Below are 17779 nucleotides of genomic sequence, written 5' to 3'. Positions count from 1 at the left end.
CTTCTTTTATTGCGGTCAGACGTCTTTGACTTTAAACATCAGGCCAAGCGCCAGAACCGCCAGAACTGTCGCAGCCCAATACACCGGATAATGGCCAAAGTTCTCCACGATCACGCCCTGCAGCAAACCTGCGCAAATCACGCCGGTCGAGATGCTATTGGTGAATAACGTGGTCGCCGAACCGGCGCGTCCCGGCATCAGATCCTGAAAATACAGCATGCCAATACCGGCCACGATGCCAATGAAAATCGCGTTAAACAGTTGCAGGATCATCAGTGCGGCTTTGAACGGGAATGCCACCAGACCGGCATAGAAAATAACCCCGCTTGCCACCGCGTACAACATCAGTTTTCGCTTACCAAAATGCTTAACCAGATAGCCTGCTACCAGCATAGCCGGAATTTCCAGCCCTGCCGCCGTTCCCATCAATAAGCCCGCCAGCCCTTCCGGCAAACCTAACTCGCTGGTGATATATAGCGGCATATCAATGATGTACATGATATTGCACGTCCACATCAACAATGACGCGAAAAACAGCAGACGTACATCTTTGTTCCGCCACGCGCTGACCGGCACGACTTTTTCATCCACCGGTTGTTCGAGGCGTGGCACGGACGGCAGAAAAAACGCAATCATCAGTATGCTGCCGACAAACACCGCGGCCGCACTCAGATACATCGGCGTGAAACCGTAATTCAGCGCCAGCATGAACGACAACGGCGGGCCCAGTACCCACGCCAGTGAGAGCATCGCACGCATCATAGAGCTGAACATGACGACTTCGCTGGATGAACGGTCGGCGTGTTCACGCGCCAGCGCAAACAGCTGCGGCATCGCCGCATTCCCGATGGCCGCCAGCAAAACACCAACGGTGATCAGCACCAGATAATCACGGCTGAAAGCAAATACCAGGCTGTTGCCGATGGCCATCAGGCAGCAAAACATCAGCAATTTGCGGCGGTCGCCTTTATTATCCGAGCGGTTAGCCAGCAGAAAGCTGATCGCAATCCCGGCAATCGCGTTGACGGTATAAAAGAAACCGACCCACATTGGCCGGACTTTCACTTCATTGGTCAGAAACAGGCTAAGCGTCGGCGCCTGCAACGCGCCCGCGACACCACACAGCAAGGACACCACCAGAAAGGTGACATAAATTGCATTAATACGAGGTTTAGACATAACGCCATCCCTGAGAAATGAAAGTCTTACAACGAAACATACAGTGTATACCCAAAACAATTCGAGTTGCAGGAAGGCGGCAATCGCGCGAATCCCGATGAGCTGAAATGAGTCAGTGATTCGGGTGAGCAAGAGCGGCCAACGCATTTGCAGCTCGAAGGGTGAAGGGGACAATCAATAGAAAAAAACCAGTGAGTTACCCCACTGGCTGGTGACATTACACCATTACTCAGAAAATCGAATCCGGCCGCGCCTGCGGGTTATAAATGACGGCGGTATTGCTCATCGTCCTGCGAGGCGATGTCCCACTGCGTCAGGCGGGAGAGAATGTCTAAACGGTATTCCACCGGAACCCATGACAGCCAGTCAGCATGATTTCTGCCCGCATTTCTGCTGACGGCAGCGAAGTAACGCTGATAGAAACGGACGGTTAGCGTGTTTTTCATGATGACCTCCTGACCTTGATGACTGGCTTTCGTTGGAGATCAGTATCGGGGTAATATGAGGAAAGATAAATTGATGAGATTTCCTCCGGAGTTCCTCTTTTATGACCTCGTCCCGTTTGCAACAGCAGTTCATCAGATTGTGGCAAAGCTGCCACGGCGAAGAAACCGAAACCACTTTGCTGGCGTTATCGGAAATCCTGAACTGCTCGCGGCGGCATATGCGATCATTGCTCAGCACCATGCAGGAACAGGGCTGGCTCAACTGGGATGCAGAAGCCGGGCGCGGTAAGCGGTCAAAGCTGACCTTTTTGTACACCGGTCTGGCGCTTCAGCAGCAACGCGCCGAAGAACTGCTTGAACAGGATCGTATTGATCAGCTGGTACAACTGGTTGGCGATAAAAACATGGTGCGCCAGATGCTGTTATCCCAGCTTGGACGCAGCTTCCGTCAGGGCAAACATATTCTTCGCGTGCTGTACTATCGCCCGCTGTTTAATCTGCTGCCCGGCACCATGTTGCGCCGCTCAGAAACACACATCGCGCGACAGATTTTCAGCGGGCTGACGCGCATAAATGAGGAAAACGGGGAAGTAGAAGGCGATCTGGCCCATCACTGGCAGGAAATCTCTGCGCTGCACTGGCGGTTCTATCTGCGTCCGGCTATTCATTTTCATCATGGTCGTGAGCTGGAAATGGCCGATATTATTACCACCTTCGCTCGTCTCAAATCACACCGCTTATTCGGCAATATCGTCTCGGTGATCTCATTAACGCCAAACGTCATCGACATTCATCTGAACGCGCCCGACCACTGGCTGCCGTGGCTGTTCGGGAATATCCACGCGACAATCCTGCCACAGGAGTGGGAGTCGTTGCCCGATTTTGCCCGCCATCCGGTGGGAACCGGCCCGTATGCCGTGGTACGAAATCAGAAAACGCAGCTGCGGATCCGCGCGTTTGACGAATATTTTGGATTCCGGGCGCTGATCGATGAGGTCAATATCTGGGTTCTACCTGAACTCAGTGAGGAACTGGTGCATTCCGGCGTCCAGCTTCAGGCCGATGAATCCGGCAAAAGCGAGCTTGAAAGCCGCCTTGAGGAAGGTTGTTATTTCCTGCTTTTCGACCAGCGTTCGCCGGTCGGCCAAAACGCACAAACGCGCCAGTGGCTGTGCGATTTGTTCAATCCGATTGCGCTGCTCAACGCTGCCGAGCCTGTTTATCAGCGTTACTGGTCGCCGGCGTACGGCCTGTTGCCGCGCTGGCATCATAAAGCGCTGCTTCCCCGCCCGCCCAAACCTGACGGTCTGACGCAGGTCACGCTGACGTTTTATAACGAGCACTCAGAACATCACGCTATCTGCAACGCACTGCGTCCGCTGCTGGCGGCAGAAGGCATTGAGCTGGTGATCCAGATTGTCGATTATGCGGTGTGGTACCGCGGCGGCGTGAAAACCGATCTATGGCTGGGTAGCGCCAACTTCACGTTGCCGCTGGAGTTTTCGCTGTTTGCCTCATTCTACGAACTGCCGCTGCTGGCGTATTGTTTCCCGCAAACGATGAATGAAGACGCCGCGTTATGGCACGCCGGAAAGCTTTCAATTGCCGACTGGAGCCAGAAGCAGATCGCCAGCCATCACATTCATCCGCTGTTTCATCACTGGCTGGTTTTACAAGGCCAGCGCAGTATGCGCGGCGTGCGGATGAACACCCTCGGCTGGTTCGACTTCAAATCTGCCTGGTTCGCGCCACCCGACAGCTAATCGGACTATCGCATTGCGCCGTTAATCTCTAGAATGACATCCGTTCTCAACGGGGTGCCCGAGTGACTTCTTTTGTATTGAAGAATGACCTCGATTTTTAAACGCCGCGAGCGCGTGTTCAGCGGGTGAAGTACAGCGCACAGAAAGCGGAGCGTACACAAAGTACGTGAGCATTTCGAGCACTGCACGACGCCCGATCAACACACGCGCAGCACGTTTAAAGATGGCTGAGACCTGATACCCGTCGAACCTGATCCGGTTAACCCCGGCGGAGGGATTTGAGACTGTGCGATGCTCACTCAAAATCCTTTGCCCCTTTTCTTTTTTGGAGCGCAAAGTTGAAAAAAATATTGTCCTGTCTGCTGTTACTTTCTGCACCTGCCTTTGCTGCAAAACCCGTTCTGACGGTATATACCTACGATTCCTTCTCTGCCGACTGGGGCCCCGGCCCGGCGATCAAAAAAGCCTTTGAGGCACAGTGCGGCTGCGAACTGAAATATGTCGCGCTGGAAGATGGCGTATCTTTGCTGAACCGTCTGCGGATGGAAGGCAAAAACACTAAAGCGGACGTAGTGCTCGGTCTGGATAACAACCTGTTGCAGGCCGCTGAGCAAACCGGCCTGTTTGCCAAAGCACCGAAAACTGATGCTCAACTGACGGTGCCGGGTGGCTGGAATAACACGACGTTTGTGCCTTACGACTACGGCTATTTCGCGTTCGTGTATGACAAAAACAAACTGAAAAACCCGCCAAAAAGCCTCGATGAGCTGATCAACAGCGACCAGAAATGGAAAGTGATTTACGAAGATCCGCGCACCAGCACGCCGGGTCTTGGCCTGATGCTGTGGATGCAAAAAGTCTATGGCGACAAAGCGCCTGAAGCGTGGCAAAAACTGGCGGCGAAAACCGTGACCGTCACCAAAGGCTGGAGCGAGGCTTACGGCCTGTTCCTCAAAGGCGAAAGCGATCTGGTGCTGAGCTACACCACTTCTCCGGCCTATCATATTGTTGAAGAGAAGAAAGATAATTATGCCGCCGCTGACTTCGCTGAAGGTCATTACATGCAGGTGGAAGTCGCGGGTCAGCTGGCCAGCAGCAAACAGCCGAAACTGGCTGAACAGTTCATGAAATTCGTCACTACTGAAGATTTCCAGAAAGTCATTCCGACCGGCAACTGGATGTATCCGGTGATCAGCACGCCACTGCCTGACGCCTTCAAACAGCTGACCGTACCGGCAAAATCCCTGCAATACAGCGCACAGGATGTAGCTTCTCACCGCGGCGAATGGATTCAGGCATGGCAGAACGCCGTCAGCCGTTGATCCCCCGCTGGCTGTGGCCGGGCGCGGTGGCGTCACTGGCGATGCTGCTGGTCGCCGCGCTGGCATTAGGCTCGTTGTGGCGTCATGCGCCACAAATAAGCGGCGTGTCTGCGTGGCAGGATCAGTATCTCTGGCGCGTCATCCGTTTCACCTTCTGGCAGGCGCTGCTTTCGGCGCTCTGCTCGGTGCTGCCCGCTATTTTGCTGGCGCGCACCCTCTTCCGCCGCCGTTTCCCAGGTCGTCAGCTGTTATTACGATTGTGCGCGATGACGCTGGTATTGCCGGTTTTAGTCGCGGTGTTCGGCATTCTCAGCGTATACGGAAGACAGGGCTGGCTGGCGCAGATTTGCAACTGGCTGGGCGTGGATTACCGATTTTCGCCGTACGGTTTACAGGGCATTTTGCTGGCGCACGTATTTTTCAATCTGCCGCTGGCAACCCGTCTTTTATTACAGGCGCTGGAAAATATCGCCGTCGAACAGCGGCAGCTGGCTGCGCAGCTCGGGATGAATGCCTGGCAGCAATTCCGCTTTGTGGAATGGCCTGCGATCCGACGTCAGATTTTCCCCGCCGCTGCCCTGATATTCATGCTGTGTTTCGCGAGTTTCGCCACCGTGCTTTCACTGGGCGGCGGTCCGCAGGCGACCACCATTGAACTCGCCATTTATCAGGCACTGAGTTACGACTACGATTTAAGTCGCGCGGCCACGCTGGCGCTCATCCAGCTGTTTTGTTGTCTGACGCTGGTTCTGCTCAGCCAGAAACTCAGCCAGGCGCTGCCGGTCGGTCAGACCCATGCTCAGCGCTGGCGCAATCCGGACGATTCCCCGCTGCGCCGCATTACCGACGGCCTGCTGATTGGTCTGGCTTTACTGCTGATCCTGCCGCCGCTGCTGGCCGTGGTTTTCGATGGTATAAATCGCGCCGCCGTCAGCGTGCTGCAACAGCCCGCGCTGTGGCAGGCTTTATGGACGTCAGTCCGTATCGCGCTGGGCAGCGGATTATTGTGTGTGCTGCTGACGATGATGTTGCTGTGGAGCAGCCGCGAGCTGCGTTTACGCCAGAAAAACGGCTGGGCGCAGGCGATGGATCTCAGCGGAATGCTGATCCTCGCGATGCCGGGCATCGTGCTGGCGACCGGTTTTTTCCTGCTGCTCGGTGATACCACCGGATTGCCGCAATCCCCGTGGCCTTTGGTTATCATGACCAATGCGCTGATGGCGGTACCTTACGCATTAAAAGTACTGGATAACCCGATGCGTGATGTGGCGGAGCGCTATAACCCGCTGTGTATTTCGCTCGATATGCGCGGCTGGCAGCGTCTGCGTTGGGTGGAAATGAGCGCGCTGAAACGCCCGATCGCACAGGCACTGGCATTTGCCTGTGTGCTGTCGCTGGGGGATTTCGGCGTGATTGCCTTATTCGGCAACGAGAATTTCCGCACCCTGCCGTTTTATCTGTATCAGCAGATGGGTTCCTATCGCAGCCAGGACGGTGCGGTCACGGCGCTTTTACTCCTGCTGCTATGCTTCCTGTTATTTACCCTGATTGAGAAATTGCCGGGCCGCCATGCTGACGCTGAATAAACTGACCTACCTGTACGAACATTTACCGATGCGCTTTGATCTGCACATCGCGGCGGGTGAACGTGTGGCGATCCTTGGCCCGAGCGGTGCGGGGAAAAGTACCCTGCTCAGCCTGGTGGCGGGTTTTCTGACGCCGGTCAGCGGACAGATTTTGCTGAACGGTGCCGATCACAGCGCGACGCCCCCGGCCAAACGTCCGGTTTCAATGCTGTTTCAGGAAAACAATCTGTTCTCGCATCTGACCGTACGCCAGAACATGGGACTGGGGCTGCACCCGGGGCTGAAACTCAGCGCGCAGCAAAAGCAGGCATTAGAGGAAATCGCCCGGCAGGTCGGGCTGGAAGATTGTCTGGAACGCCTGCCGTCGCAGCTTTCCGGCGGGCAGCGTCAGCGCGTGGCGCTGGCGCGTTGTCTGCTACGCAGTCAGCCGGTTTTGCTGCTCGACGAGCCGTTTTCGGCACTCGACCCTGCGCTGCGCAGCGAAATGCTGAGTTTGCTGGATAAAGTGTGTGAGCAGCGCAATCTCACGCTGCTGATGGTGTCGCACAATCTGGACGATGCGGCGCGGATTGCGCCGCGCACCTTGCTGATTGTGGATGGCAGGATTTTCTACGATGGCCCGGCGCAGGCGCTGGCTGACGGCACCGCGCCGGAAGCTAAAGTGCTGGGCATCCGGCGGCCGGATATTAGTGGCTGAGAACCGGTTTGGTGAATGCTCTCGGGTTATGTTTGTACTTAAACGTGAAGGCAAAAACGATCACCAGAACCACGGTATAAGCGGCAAAGGAAAGCCAGATACTTTGCCAGTCTTTCACGCCATCTACCGTAAAGTGATCGACTACATGCCCGCTGGCTATGGCACCGACATACGCCCCGACGCCGTTCACCATCGTCATAAATAAGCCCTGAGCGCTGGCACGGATATTATGCGCCACTTCTTTTTCAACGAAAATCGCCCCTGAAATGTTGAAGAAGTCGAACGCGCAGCCGTACACCAGCATCGACAACAACAGGAAAATCATCCCACCAAACGACGGATCGCCGAAAGCGAACAGTGCGAAGCGCAGCGTCCAGGCCGCCATGCTGATCATCATGACCCGCTTGATCCCAAACCGGGACAGGAAGAACGGGATGGTCAGAATAAAGAAGACTTCAGCAATCTGGGACATCGACAACAGAATGGACGGATACTTCACCACCAGGCTGTCGTGGAAGAGCGGATTGCGGTAGAAATCATGCATAAACGGGCTGGCAAACGTGTTGCTGATTTGCAGGGAAACGCCGAGCAGCATGGCGAACAGGAAGAAAATGGCCATCTTCTTCTGGCGGAACAACACAAACGCATCAAGCCCCAGCAAGGTCACCCACGAGCTGCCTTTTTTCACGCAGGACGTCGGGCAAGACGGCAGCGTTAAGGCGTACAGAGCCAGCGCCACCGAGAGACCCGATGCGATATACAGCTGAATATTGCTGAGCTCAAAACCGGAAAGGCTGATAACCCACATTGCAAAAATAAACCCGACCGTGCCAAACACCCGGACCAGAGGGAAATTTTTCACCGTATCCAGCCCGGCTTTCTCAAGGCAAATATAGGAAATGGTATTGGATAACGCGATGGTCGGCATATACACCATGGCATTAAATAACATCGCAAAGAACATCAGATGAGGCTCTGCAATACCGGCCGCGGTAAATAAGGCAACCGCACCGAAGAAATGACATAGCGCATACAGTTTATTGGCCTTTACCCAGCGGTCCGCAATAATACCGACGATGCCGGGCATAATAATACAGGCAATACCTTTTGCGCCATAAACTAATCCAACCTGAGCCCCGGTAAAATGCAATGTGTTGATCATATAAGAACCCAGCGTAACCAGCCAGGAACCCCAGATAAAGAATTGAAGAAAGAACATAATTTTCAACCGGATTTGTATTGTCATTTTATTTCCTTTCAGGAGAGCATGAACAATGCGATGCGAGCAGATCAGAAGTTATATTTTATGGAGTAGATAATTCCGTCCTGGAGGAAACTTTCACCCAATTTATTATCCGCATAGCGATACTGTAATCCGACCGTAAGGCTGGGATTGGGCTTCCACCAGAAACCCGCGCCGCCGTTGACGCCTTCTTTTCCGCCGTTACCGGCAGCATATTGGTCGGCGCGGTCAAACTCATATTCCGTCCAGTTGGTCAGGCTGAAATTCTCGCCCCACGCGGTAAAGTCATATCCGGCGGCCCAGCCAAATACATAGCCATTATCGCCGGTGTAATACGTCTGATCGGTATAACGTTTGGCGATAAAAGGCTTATACCAGAAGTTACCCGCTTTAATGTTGTAACCTATTCCGTTTAACGCCATGACATCATGGAAATGCACGCCGAGCGGCGCGCTGTAGGTGCCATATAAATGGCCGTAAAGATTAAAACCTGAATGACCCAGATAGAACCGGTTGGTGCTTTTGAAGGTATAACGCTGTTCATCTCCCGGCTGGTCATGCTCTTTATTCAGCGGATTTTCCAGATCGAAGAAGCCGTAAGTTTCGCCCCAGGTAAATCCCGCACCGCCTTCCAGTTCAAGATAGAAAAAGTCATCTTTATGCGATTTCATTCCGGTCCGGTGCGTGGTGTTTTGTGTCCAGTCCAGATAATGCAAACCGGTATCGAAGAAGCCCCATAAATATTCAGCCTGAGCGGCAGGCGCTAAAAATGTTAATGCCAGAGGTAATGTATATTTAATTAATTTCTTCATCGCGCTTAATTCCCTTAGCCAGAAATGCACATTCCAGAAAGATGTGCATATAAGATTCAAATGTCAGAGCGCTGGGAGTATTCACGATGAGTAAAGGGCTAAACCAATATTGATTTGGCGGGGCATTTATAGCTTTTACCTATAAATAGCCAAAAGAGGATTTTTATCTATACAAAACAAATAATTATAAAATATCGCAAAGCAGCAAAACCGAAAGGGGAAATAAACTATCGGTCAGATATGAGAGTGAGTTCAAATTCAGGAAATAAAGTCAATATTAAACAGTAAGGCGAGGCGTTTACGGGGACACGTTATCACGAACAATTAGCAGACGATATTATTTTCACGCAAACCGAAATAATGCGGCAATATCCTGCACAAGGCTTTTTGCAAGATATTGCCGTTCCTGTCAGCGGGTAATCACTTTCCACAATAAATGACCATAAACCGGCATCATCGGCTGTTTACTGAGCATCACGATGCTCACCGCCGTCGCGACCAGACTCAGCACACAAACTACGCGCAGGCGCGGCAGCGGTAACCATTTTGTCATCGCGTCCGGCGCGGCTTTTCCAGCACGGAACCAGCGCCAGAGAAGCCAGGCGCTCAGCCAGAGAAGCACGAAGGCCGCAAACAGCATCCATTTGAAGACCGCGCTGTTATGGCCGGTCGGAATGTCGATCGCGACGCCGGCCAGAATTCCCGGCAAAAAATAGACTGGCGGCCAGGTGATGCAGCCGATGATATTCGGCGGCGCAAATTTATACGGCGGCAGGTTCAGCATACCGGCAGCCAGCGGCACCAGCGGACGCGTCGGCCCAATGAAGCGGCCAATAATCACCGTCGCAAAGCTGTGGCGATCAAGCGCGTGCCCGGTTTTATCAAGCAATGACTGATAGCGTTGCAGGAATTTCCACTGATGCAGCGGTTCTTTAAAACGCCGCCCGATGAAGTAAGACGCCCAGTCGCCAAAAAAGCAACCAAGCCCGGCGGCCAGCCACGCTTCGTACAAGCCGACCTGACCGCTGCCGATCAGCGTCCCGAGTGTCGCCATCATCACCGTGCCGGGCAGAATCAGCCCGACCAGCGCCAGCGATTCGAAAAAAGCCACCACGGCGACAATAATTAAAGCAAAGCCCACCGACTGAGCGACCAGATGTTGTAAATAGGCTTCCATATATTCCCAGTAATTGTGACGCAAAAGGCATAGAGCATCAGTACGGATAAATAATGAGACTAGTGTCAGTTTTCTGAACTTTGATTGTAGTAAATACATCAAGCGGCTGAATTGTCAGCGCCTGAAGTATTGCCGTCAACCCAGTAATTGTATGCGTATTTGGCAGAATCCAGAGTCGTGGACAAAGACTGTATAAATAACCATACTCTGTCATTGATTTTTCATTCCGCTTCCGAGGCGCTTATTAACGCACAATCCACTCCTTCCGCCACACCTACCACTGACACGTCACCGCGTCAGGGATTCGTGCTGACCCGCCACTGGCGCGACACGCCGCGTGGCACGGAAGTGGAACTGTGGCTGGCGACTGACAGCGGACCGCAGAAAGTTCGTCTGCCGTTGCAGGAGTCGGTGGCCTTTATTCCGGCGGAACAGCGCGCGCAGGCTGAACGTCTGCTGGCCGAAGAAAAAAATGTCAGTTTGCGCGAATTACCGTTGCAGGATTTCCATTCCCGACCGGTTCTCGGCCTGTATTGCCCGCAACACCGGCAGTTAATGCGCATTGAAAAGTTGTTAAAGGAGAACGGCGTCAGGGTCTATGAAGCGGATATCCGCCCGCCGGAACGTTTTCTGATGGAGCGTTATATCACCGCGCCGGTGTGGTTCAGCGGCAAACCGGGGGCGGACAATCTGCTGCTCGACACGAAGATGAAACCGGCGCAGGAATACCGCCCGCCGCTGAAACTCTGTTCTCTGGATATCGAAACCAGCGGTAACGGCGAGTTGTATTGCATCGGGCTGGAAGGCTGCGGGCAGCGCCACGTTTATATGTTAGGGCCGCCGAACGGTGACCCGGACAGTCAGTTCGATTTCAATCTCGAATACGTCGACAGCCGTCCGCAACTGCTGCAAAAGCTCAACGAGTGGCTGGAAACTTACGATCCGGATGCGATTATCGGCTGGAGTGTCATACAGTTCGATCTGCGCGTTTTACAAAAGCACGCCGACCGCTACAAAATCCCGCTCAAATTCGGGCGCGGCGGCGGTGAGCTGGAATGGCGCGAGCACGGCTTCAAACAGGGGCATTTTTTTGCCGCCGCCGCAGGCCGCCTGATTATCGACGGCATTGAAGCCCTGAAATCCGCCTTCTGGAACTTCAATTCCTTCAGTCTTGAATTCGTCTCGCAAAGTTTATTAGGCGAAGGGAAATCCAGCGATAACCCGTATCAGCGTCTGGCCGAAATCGAACAACGTTTTCGTGAAAACAAACCCGCGCTGGCACGTTACAACCTGAAAGACTGCGAGCTGGTCACGCGCATTTTTGCCAAAACCGAGCTGATGCCGTTTCTTCTTGAACGCGCGTCGGTAACCGGGCTGGCCGCCGACCGCAGCGGCGGTTCAGTCGCCGCCTTTACCCACCTCTATTTACCGCGCATGCACCGCGCAGGATACGTCGCGCCAAATCTGGGCGAGCTGGAAGGTGAAATGAGCCCAGGCGGATTCGTGATGGATTCCCGCCCCGGCTTATACGATTCTGTGCTGGTGCTCGATTATAAAAGTCTGTACCCGTCGATTATCCGTACATTCCTGATCGACCCGGTCGGGCTGGTGGCAGGTCTGCAACAGCCGGACGATGAACATTCTGTTCCCGGCTACCGCAACGCCCGTTTTTCACGGGAAAAACATTGCCTGCCGGAAATCGTCAGCCAGATCTGGCAGGGGCGCGAAGCCGCGAAAAAACACAATAACAAACCCCTGTCGCAGGCGCTGAAAATCATCATGAACGCCTTTTATGGCGTGCTCGGCTCGAGCGGCTGCCGGTTCTTCGATCCGCGTCTGGCTTCTTCTATTACGCTGCGCGGGCACGACATCATGCGCCAGACCCGCGAGCTGATTAAGGCAGAAGGCTATCAGGTGATTTATGGCGATACGGACTCCACCTTTGTCTGGCTCAATCAGGCGCATTCACAGGAAGACGCCAATGTGATTGGCCGCCGTCTGGTGGAGCAGGTGAACACCTGGTGGAAACAGCATTTACAGCAGGAATACGGGCTGGAAAGCGCGCTGGAGCTGGAATTCGAAACGCATTATCAACGCTTTCTGATGCCGACGATCCGCGGTTCTGAAACCGGCAGTAAAAAGCGATATGCCGGGCTGGTGAAAGACGCCGACGGCGAACATATCGTTTATAAGGGGCTGGAAACGGTGCGTACCGACTGGACACCGCTGGCGCAGGAGTTTCAGCAGGAGCTGTATCAGCGGATTTTCCATCAGCAACCCTATCAGGATTATGTCCGCGATTATGTGGCACGCACGCTCAACGGCGAGCTGGACGACAAGCTGGTGTACCGTAAACGCCTGCGCCGGAAGCTCAGTGATTATGAGAAAAATGTGCCGCCGCATGTGCGCGCCGCCCGGCTGGCGGATGAGTATAATGTGCAGCATGGTCGCGCAAAACAGTACCAGAACGGCGGGTGGATAAGCTACGTGATGACCACCTCCGGGCCGGAGCCGTTGGAGAACCGCCAGTCACCGGTCGATTACGACCACTACATCGAACGCCAGCTGGAACCGGTGGCCGATGGCATTTTGCCTTTCCTTCATGACGATTTTGCTACACTCATTACAGGTCAGATGGGGTTATTTTAAGTAAAAGAAGGCGCTGCGGATGTGATTCTAAGGTGACGAATCGCTTACCTTCCATTACCATAGCGCCCTTTCCCATTTCTGAATCATCCTCACACAGTGAATCACTTCCCGCCTGCTGACGGGAAAAGAAAACTATTGCCCAAGCATTATCAGAGGCATGGCGAGCAATGCGCAGTCGCTGCCGCAGTTGTCGTACACAGAGCAAATAACACAGAGAGAGATTATGCCGTTTACATTGGGTCAACGCTGGATAAGCGATACGGAAAGCGAATTAGGATTAGGAACCGTGGTCGCGCTGGATGTGCGCATGGTTACCCTGCTTTTCCCCGCCACCGGTGAAAACCGTTTGTATGCCCGAAATGATTCCCCGATCACCCGCGTGATGTTTAATCCCGGTGATACCATCAGTTGCCACGAAGGCTGGCAGCTGCAAGTCGAAGAAGTCATTGAAGACAAAGGCCTGCTGACCTATATCGGTACCCGTCTGGATACGGAAGAAACCGGCGTTGCCATGCGTGAAGTGCTGCTCGACAGCAAACTGACATTCAGCAAACCTCAGGATCGCCTGTTCGCCGGTCAGATTGACCGTATGGATCGTTTTGCCCTGCGTTTCCGCGCACGTAAATATCAGCGCGAGCAGTTCCGTCTGGAGTTCGGCGGCCTGCGCGGTATGCGCGCTAGTCTGATCCCGCACCAGCTGCACATCGCTTACGAAGTCGGCCAGCGTCATGCGCCGCGCGTTTTACTGGCCGATGAAGTCGGTCTGGGTAAAACCATCGAAGCCGGCATGATTATTCATCAGCAATTGCTGTCCGGCCGTGCCGAACGCGTGCTGATCGTGGTGCCTGAAACCCTGCAACATCAGTGGCTGGTGGAAATGCTGCGCCGCTTTAACCTGCGTTTCTCTCTGTTTGATGACGACCGCTATGCCGAATCTGTGCATGAAGCAACGAACCCGTTTGAAACCGAACAGCTGGTTATCTGTTCTCTTGATTTCGTGCGCCGCAATAAGTCCCGCCTCGAGCAGTTGTCAGATGCCTCCTGGGACATGCTGGTGGTCGACGAAGCGCACCATCTGGTGTGGAGCGAAGACGCGCCAAGCCGCGAATATCAGGTAATCGAGCAGCTTTCTCAGCAAATCCCGAGCGTCCTGCTGCTGACCGCCACGCCGGAACAGCTGGGTCAGGAAAGCCACTTTGCGCGTCTGCGCCTGCTGGATCCGGATCGTTTCCACGATTACGAAGAATTCATTGAAGAACAGCAGCAATATCAGCCGGTCGCGGATGCCGTGACGCTGCTGCTCAATAAAGAGCCGCTGACGCCGGAAGCACTGGCCTTGCTGGGCGAAAGCGTTGGCAATACTGACACCGACGCGCTGCTGACCGCCGCCAATAAAGGTGACGAAGCTGCCGCTAAACAGCTGGTTTCCATGCTGATGGATCGCCACGGTACCAGCCGCGTGCTGTTCCGTAACACCCGTAACGGCGTAAAAGGTTTCCCGGAGCGCCATCTGCATTCGGTGAAACTGCCGCTGCCGACGCAGTATCAGACCGCGATAAAAGTCTCGGGCATTATGGGCGCGAAGAAAACCGCCGAAGCCCGTGCGCACGATATGCTGTATCCGGAGCAGATTTATCAGGAGTTCGAAGGCGAAAACGCCACCTGGTGGAACTTCGATCCGCGCGTGGAATGGCTGCTCGGTTATCTGACCGCCAACCGTGACGAAAAAGTGCTGGTGATTTGCGCCAAAGCCGCCACCGCGCTGCAACTGGAACAGGTTCTGCGTGAACGCGAAGCGATCCGCGCCGCCGTATTCCACGAAGGTTTGTCGATCATCGAACGTGACCGCGCCGCCGCGTACTTCGCTTCGCAGGAAGAAGGCGCCCAGGTTCTGCTGTGTTCAGAAATCGGCTCCGAAGGCCGTAACTTCCAGTTCGCCAGCAAAATGGTGATGTTCGATCTGCCGTTCAACCCGGATCTGCTGGAGCAGCGTATTGGCCGTCTGGACCGTATCGGCCAGCAAAACAATATCGATATCATGGTGCCTTACCTTGAGCAAACCGCGCAGTCGGTGCTGGTTCGCTGGTTCCATGAAGGTCTGGATGCGTTCGAACATACCTGCCCGACCGGCCGGACGATTTATGACAGCGCTTACGATCAGCTGATTACGTTCCTCGCCACACCGGCTGAGCAGGAAGGTCTGGACGATTTTATTCTCAAATGCCGCGCGGAACATGACGCGCTGAAAGAGAAGCTGGAAAATGGCCGCGACCGTCTGCTGGAGATGCATTCCAACGGCGGCGAACGTGCGCAGCAACTGGCGAAAGAAATTGGCGAGCAGGATAACGACGTCAATCTGGTGAATTTCGCACTGAATCTGTTCGATATCGTTGGTATTAATCAGGAAGATCGCAGCGACAATTTGATCGTGCTGACACCTTCCGATCACATGCTGGTGCCGGATTTCCCCGGCCTGCCGGAAGACGGTTGTACGGTAACGTTTGACCGTGAACAGGCGCTGTCGCGTGAAGATGCCCAGTTTATCAGCTGGGAACATCCGATCGTGCGCAACGGTCTGGATCTGATCCTGTCCGGCGATACCGGCAGCTGTGCGGTGTCGATTCTGAAAAACAAAGCGCTCCCGGTCGGGACACTGCTGGCTGAACTGGTTTACGTGGTGGAATGTCAGGCGCCGAAACATCTGCAACTGACCCGCTTCCTGCCACCGACGCCGGTACGTATGCTGATGGACAGAAAAGGCACCAATCTGGCGGCTCAGGTGGAATTCGAAAGCTTTAACCGTCAGCTGAACGCGATTAACCGTCACAACTCCAGCAAGCTGGTGAATGCGGTGCAGCAGGACGTTCACGCCATGCTGCAACAGGCTGAAGCGGAAATTGCTGAGCAGGCGCGTGCGCTCATTGAAGTGGCGAAAGTTGAAGCGGACGAGCAACTGACGAAAGAACTGGATCGTCTGAAAGCGCTGAAAGAAGTGAACCCGAACATTCGCGATGACGAACTGGAATCGGTAGACTCAAACCGCAAGCAGGTACTGGCCAATCTGAACGATGCCAGCTGGCGTCTGGATGCGATCCGTCTGGTGGTCGTCAGCCACCAGTAAGCCTGACGGGATGCAGCCGGTCTGCATCCCTTCTTTTATTTCACCCTGAATGCAGACTGAAACCGCTATGAGCGAACATCAACCGACAATCCCTGAGCCTTCCAAAACCCGGCCGCTGGAGAATTACAATCCGCCGACCGATCCCTGGTTACGGGTGATTTTTCAGGATGAACACATCATGGTGGTGAATAAGCCAAGCGGGTTGCTTTCGGTGCCGGGGAAATTAGCCGAGCATCAGGACAGCCTGATGACGCGCATTCAGCAGCAATATCCCCAAGCGGAATCGGTACATCGTCTGGATATGTCGACCAGCGGCGTGATTGTGGTGGCGCTGTCCAAAGAAGCCGAACGCGAGCTGAAACGTCAGTTCCGCGAGCGTGAAACCAAGAAAGTGTATATCGCGCGGGTCTGGGGACGGGTCGAAGAAGATTACGGCATTATTGATTTACCGCTGATTTGCGATTATCCCAACCGGCCAAAACAGAAAGTTTGCCATGAGACCGGGAAGAAAGCGCTGACGCAATACGAAGTGATGTCCTGGGATGAAGACGGCACGACGCGCGTCAAACTCCGGCCGATTACCGGACGTTCACATCAGCTGCGCGTGCATTTACTGGCGCTCGGGCATCCGATTCTGGGCGATAAGTTTTACGCACATCCGCAGGCGCTGGCCGCCGCTGACCGCCTGCAACTGCATGCGCAGGAGCTGTCGTTTTACCATCCGATCACTGACGCGCCGCTGATATTCAACTGCGAGCCGGATTTTTAAGTTTCCGGAGGACACAAAAAAGGCGCTGAATTCAGCGCCTTTTACTTTTGCGTCGGAGAAGATTACTTAAAACCTTTCTCTCTTTTGATCAGGTCATACGCGGCCTGAATCGACTGCGCTTTCTCTTTCGCCATTTCCATCATTTCCGGCGGCAAACCTTTTGCGACCAGCTTGTCCGGATGATGTTCGCCCATCAGCTTGCGGTACGCACGTTTGATTGTGGTTGCATCGTCCGTGGCATTCACGCCCAGCACTTTACAGGCATCGGCCAGCGTCGGGCCTTGCTGTGTCTGGTGATAACCGCCGCGATAAGAGTGACCGCCCTGCTGATTTGCGCCGAACTGTTGCCCACCTTCCATCATGCGCAGGAACTGATCGAACTGCATGCGGGAGATCCCGAGCTCTTCAGCAATCACATACAGCACTTCGCGCTCGTTCGGATGCAAAGAACCGTCGGCATACGCCGCCTGGATCTGGATTTCCAGAAAAGTCCGGATCAGATCAAAGCGGCCGAAACATGCAGTGCGCAATGCCCGCATTTTTTCACGCAACGGGTAATTCGCATCTTTCCCGTCGCGGAAGGCACGCTGGGCGGCTTCACGCTGCTCACCGTGCAACTGCATACGTTCCATGTAAAGACTGGCAATTTGTATATCCGCCTCGGTCACTCTGCCTTTTGATTTAGTCAGATTCCCCATCACTTCAAATGTGGTGCGGAAAAAGAGAGTTTGACGTGTCTGTTGATCGGCGAAATATCCCCGGCGTTTCGCAGAACGCGCAGTATCAAACATATGCCCTATCAACACCCCTGAAACAATTCCCCAGAAGCCTAAACCTGACCATAAGCCCAGGATAAGTCCGAGCAGTTTTCCCCAATACTGCATATACTCCTCAATTCGCCATGCCGTCGCTTAAAAATTGCTTTATCATAACCGGCATTTATCGTTGTGCCTAACGGCGGCAACGTAACAGGTTGGATTTAACACTAGCGCAACCATGATGAGTGAGATAGTCT

Annotated in this window: 13 protein-coding genes; 7 read left to right on the top strand and 6 right to left on the bottom strand. The window is 54.1% G+C overall.

Going from position 1 to position 17779, the window contains the following annotated elements; translation table 11 throughout:
• Positions 1-15 precede the first annotated feature (15 nt).
• Positions 16-1179 carry an MFS transporter gene (locus GW579_RS10570; RefSeq protein ID WP_152325147.1) on the bottom strand — a complete coding sequence of 388 codons (1164 nt, stop codon included), beginning with the start codon at positions 1177-1179 and terminating at the stop codon, positions 16-18.
• 260 nt (positions 1180-1439) lie between these two features.
• The gene (gene sgrT, locus GW579_RS10565; RefSeq protein ID WP_165058988.1) at positions 1440-1625 is read right to left on the bottom strand and encodes a glucose uptake inhibitor SgrT; all 186 of its coding nucleotides are present in this window, start codon (positions 1623-1625) and stop codon (positions 1440-1442) included.
• Between the two features lie 101 nt (positions 1626-1726).
• Between sgrT and sgrR the strand changes: the two genes are divergently transcribed.
• The 4 genes from sgrR (at position 1727) to thiQ (ending at position 6993) form a co-directional block, all read left to right on the top strand.
• A complete protein-coding gene (gene sgrR / locus GW579_RS10560; protein ID WP_152325149.1) occupies positions 1727-3388 on the top strand; it encodes an HTH-type transcriptional regulator SgrR in 1662 nt (553 codons plus the stop codon).
• A gap of 338 nt (positions 3389-3726) precedes the next feature.
• On the top strand, positions 3727-4710 hold the full coding sequence (thiB, locus tag GW579_RS10555; RefSeq protein ID WP_165058986.1) for a thiamine ABC transporter substrate binding subunit: 984 nt from the start codon (positions 3727-3729) through the stop codon (positions 4708-4710).
• Positions 4686-6296 (top strand): thiamine/thiamine pyrophosphate ABC transporter permease ThiP, encoded by a 1611-nt coding sequence (thiP, locus tag GW579_RS10550; RefSeq protein ID WP_165058984.1) that lies wholly within the window; start codon positions 4686-4688, stop codon positions 6294-6296. Before thiB ends, thiP begins: the two co-directional genes overlap by 25 nt.
• Complete coding sequence (gene thiQ, locus GW579_RS10545) at positions 6280-6993, top strand: thiamine ABC transporter ATP-binding protein ThiQ (RefSeq protein WP_165058983.1); 714 nt, start codon at positions 6280-6282, stop codon at positions 6991-6993. The genes thiP and thiQ overlap by 17 nt, the downstream gene beginning before the upstream one ends.
• Here the strand turns inward: thiQ and GW579_RS10540 are convergent.
• The 3 genes from GW579_RS10540 to GW579_RS10530 all read right to left on the bottom strand — a co-directional run bounded on the left by GW579_RS10540 (position 6983) and on the right by GW579_RS10530 (position 10225).
• Positions 6983-8239 carry a nucleoside permease gene (locus tag GW579_RS10540; protein WP_165058981.1) on the bottom strand — a complete coding sequence of 419 codons (1257 nt, stop codon included), beginning with the start codon at positions 8237-8239 and terminating at the stop codon, positions 6983-6985. The genes thiQ and GW579_RS10540 overlap by 11 nt on opposite strands.
• 44 nt (positions 8240-8283) lie before the next feature.
• Positions 8284-9048 carry a nucleoside-specific channel-forming Tsx family protein gene (locus GW579_RS10535; RefSeq protein ID WP_165058979.1) on the bottom strand — a complete coding sequence of 255 codons (765 nt, stop codon included), beginning with the start codon at positions 9046-9048 and terminating at the stop codon, positions 8284-8286.
• 409 nt (positions 9049-9457) lie between these two features.
• A complete protein-coding gene (locus GW579_RS10530) occupies positions 9458-10225 on the bottom strand; it encodes a DedA family protein (RefSeq protein ID WP_152325155.1) in 768 nt (255 codons plus the stop codon).
• A 243-nt stretch (positions 10226-10468) separates the two neighbouring features.
• On the opposite strand from GW579_RS10530, the gene GW579_RS10525 reads away from it, so the two are divergent.
• The 3 genes from GW579_RS10525 to rluA all read left to right on the top strand — a co-directional run bounded on the left by GW579_RS10525 (position 10469) and on the right by rluA (position 16764).
• Entirely contained in the window at positions 10469-12874 is a 2406-nt protein-coding gene (locus GW579_RS10525) for a DNA polymerase II (protein ID WP_165059693.1), read from the top strand.
• Positions 12875-13097: 223 nt separating this feature from the next.
• Positions 13098-15995: an RNA polymerase-associated protein RapA gene (gene rapA / locus GW579_RS10520; RefSeq protein WP_165058977.1), complete on the top strand. Its 2898-nt coding sequence runs from the start codon at positions 13098-13100 to the stop codon at positions 15993-15995.
• 67 nt (positions 15996-16062) lie between these two features.
• On the top strand, positions 16063-16764 hold the full coding sequence (gene rluA, locus GW579_RS10515) for a bifunctional tRNA pseudouridine(32) synthase/23S rRNA pseudouridine(746) synthase RluA (protein ID WP_165058976.1): 702 nt from the start codon (positions 16063-16065) through the stop codon (positions 16762-16764).
• Between the two features lie 62 nt (positions 16765-16826).
• Here rluA and djlA read toward each other — a convergent pair whose 3' ends face one another.
• The gene (gene djlA, locus GW579_RS10510) at positions 16827-17648 is read right to left on the bottom strand and encodes a co-chaperone DjlA (protein ID WP_152325158.1); all 822 of its coding nucleotides are present in this window, start codon (positions 17646-17648) and stop codon (positions 16827-16829) included.
• Positions 17649-17779 lie beyond the last annotated feature (131 nt).

Source organism: Rahnella contaminans (assembly GCF_011065485.1).
Taxonomy (GTDB): Bacteria; Pseudomonadota; Gammaproteobacteria; order Enterobacterales; family Enterobacteriaceae; genus Rahnella; species Rahnella contaminans.
Note: the sequence above shows the minus strand (reverse complement) of the source record. Positions and strands in the feature narration are given on the sequence as shown.

Coding starts and splice junctions, on each gene's coding strand:
- GW579_RS10535 (WP_165058979.1), bottom strand. CDS start 9,048: ATGAAGAAATTAATTAAATATACATTACCTCTGGCATTAACATTTTTA.
- rapA (WP_165058977.1), top strand. CDS start 13,098: ATGCCGTTTACATTGGGTCAACGCTGGATAAGCGATACGGAAAGCGAA.
- djlA (WP_152325158.1), bottom strand. CDS start 17,648: ATGCAGTATTGGGGAAAACTGCTCGGACTTATCCTGGGCTTATGGTCA.
- GW579_RS10530 (WP_152325155.1), bottom strand. CDS start 10,225: ATGGAAGCCTATTTACAACATCTGGTCGCTCAGTCGGTGGGCTTTGCT.
- GW579_RS10570 (WP_152325147.1), bottom strand. CDS start 1,179: ATGTCTAAACCTCGTATTAATGCAATTTATGTCACCTTTCTGGTGGTG.
- GW579_RS10540 (WP_165058981.1), bottom strand. CDS start 8,239: ATGACAATACAAATCCGGTTGAAAATTATGTTCTTTCTTCAATTCTTT.
- rluA (WP_165058976.1), top strand. CDS start 16,063: ATGAGCGAACATCAACCGACAATCCCTGAGCCTTCCAAAACCCGGCCG.
- thiQ (WP_165058983.1), top strand. CDS start 6,280: ATGCTGACGCTGAATAAACTGACCTACCTGTACGAACATTTACCGATG.
- sgrT (WP_165058988.1), bottom strand. CDS start 1,625: ATGAAAAACACGCTAACCGTCCGTTTCTATCAGCGTTACTTCGCTGCC.
- sgrR (WP_152325149.1), top strand. CDS start 1,727: ATGACCTCGTCCCGTTTGCAACAGCAGTTCATCAGATTGTGGCAAAGC.
- thiP (WP_165058984.1), top strand. CDS start 4,686: ATGGCAGAACGCCGTCAGCCGTTGATCCCCCGCTGGCTGTGGCCGGGC.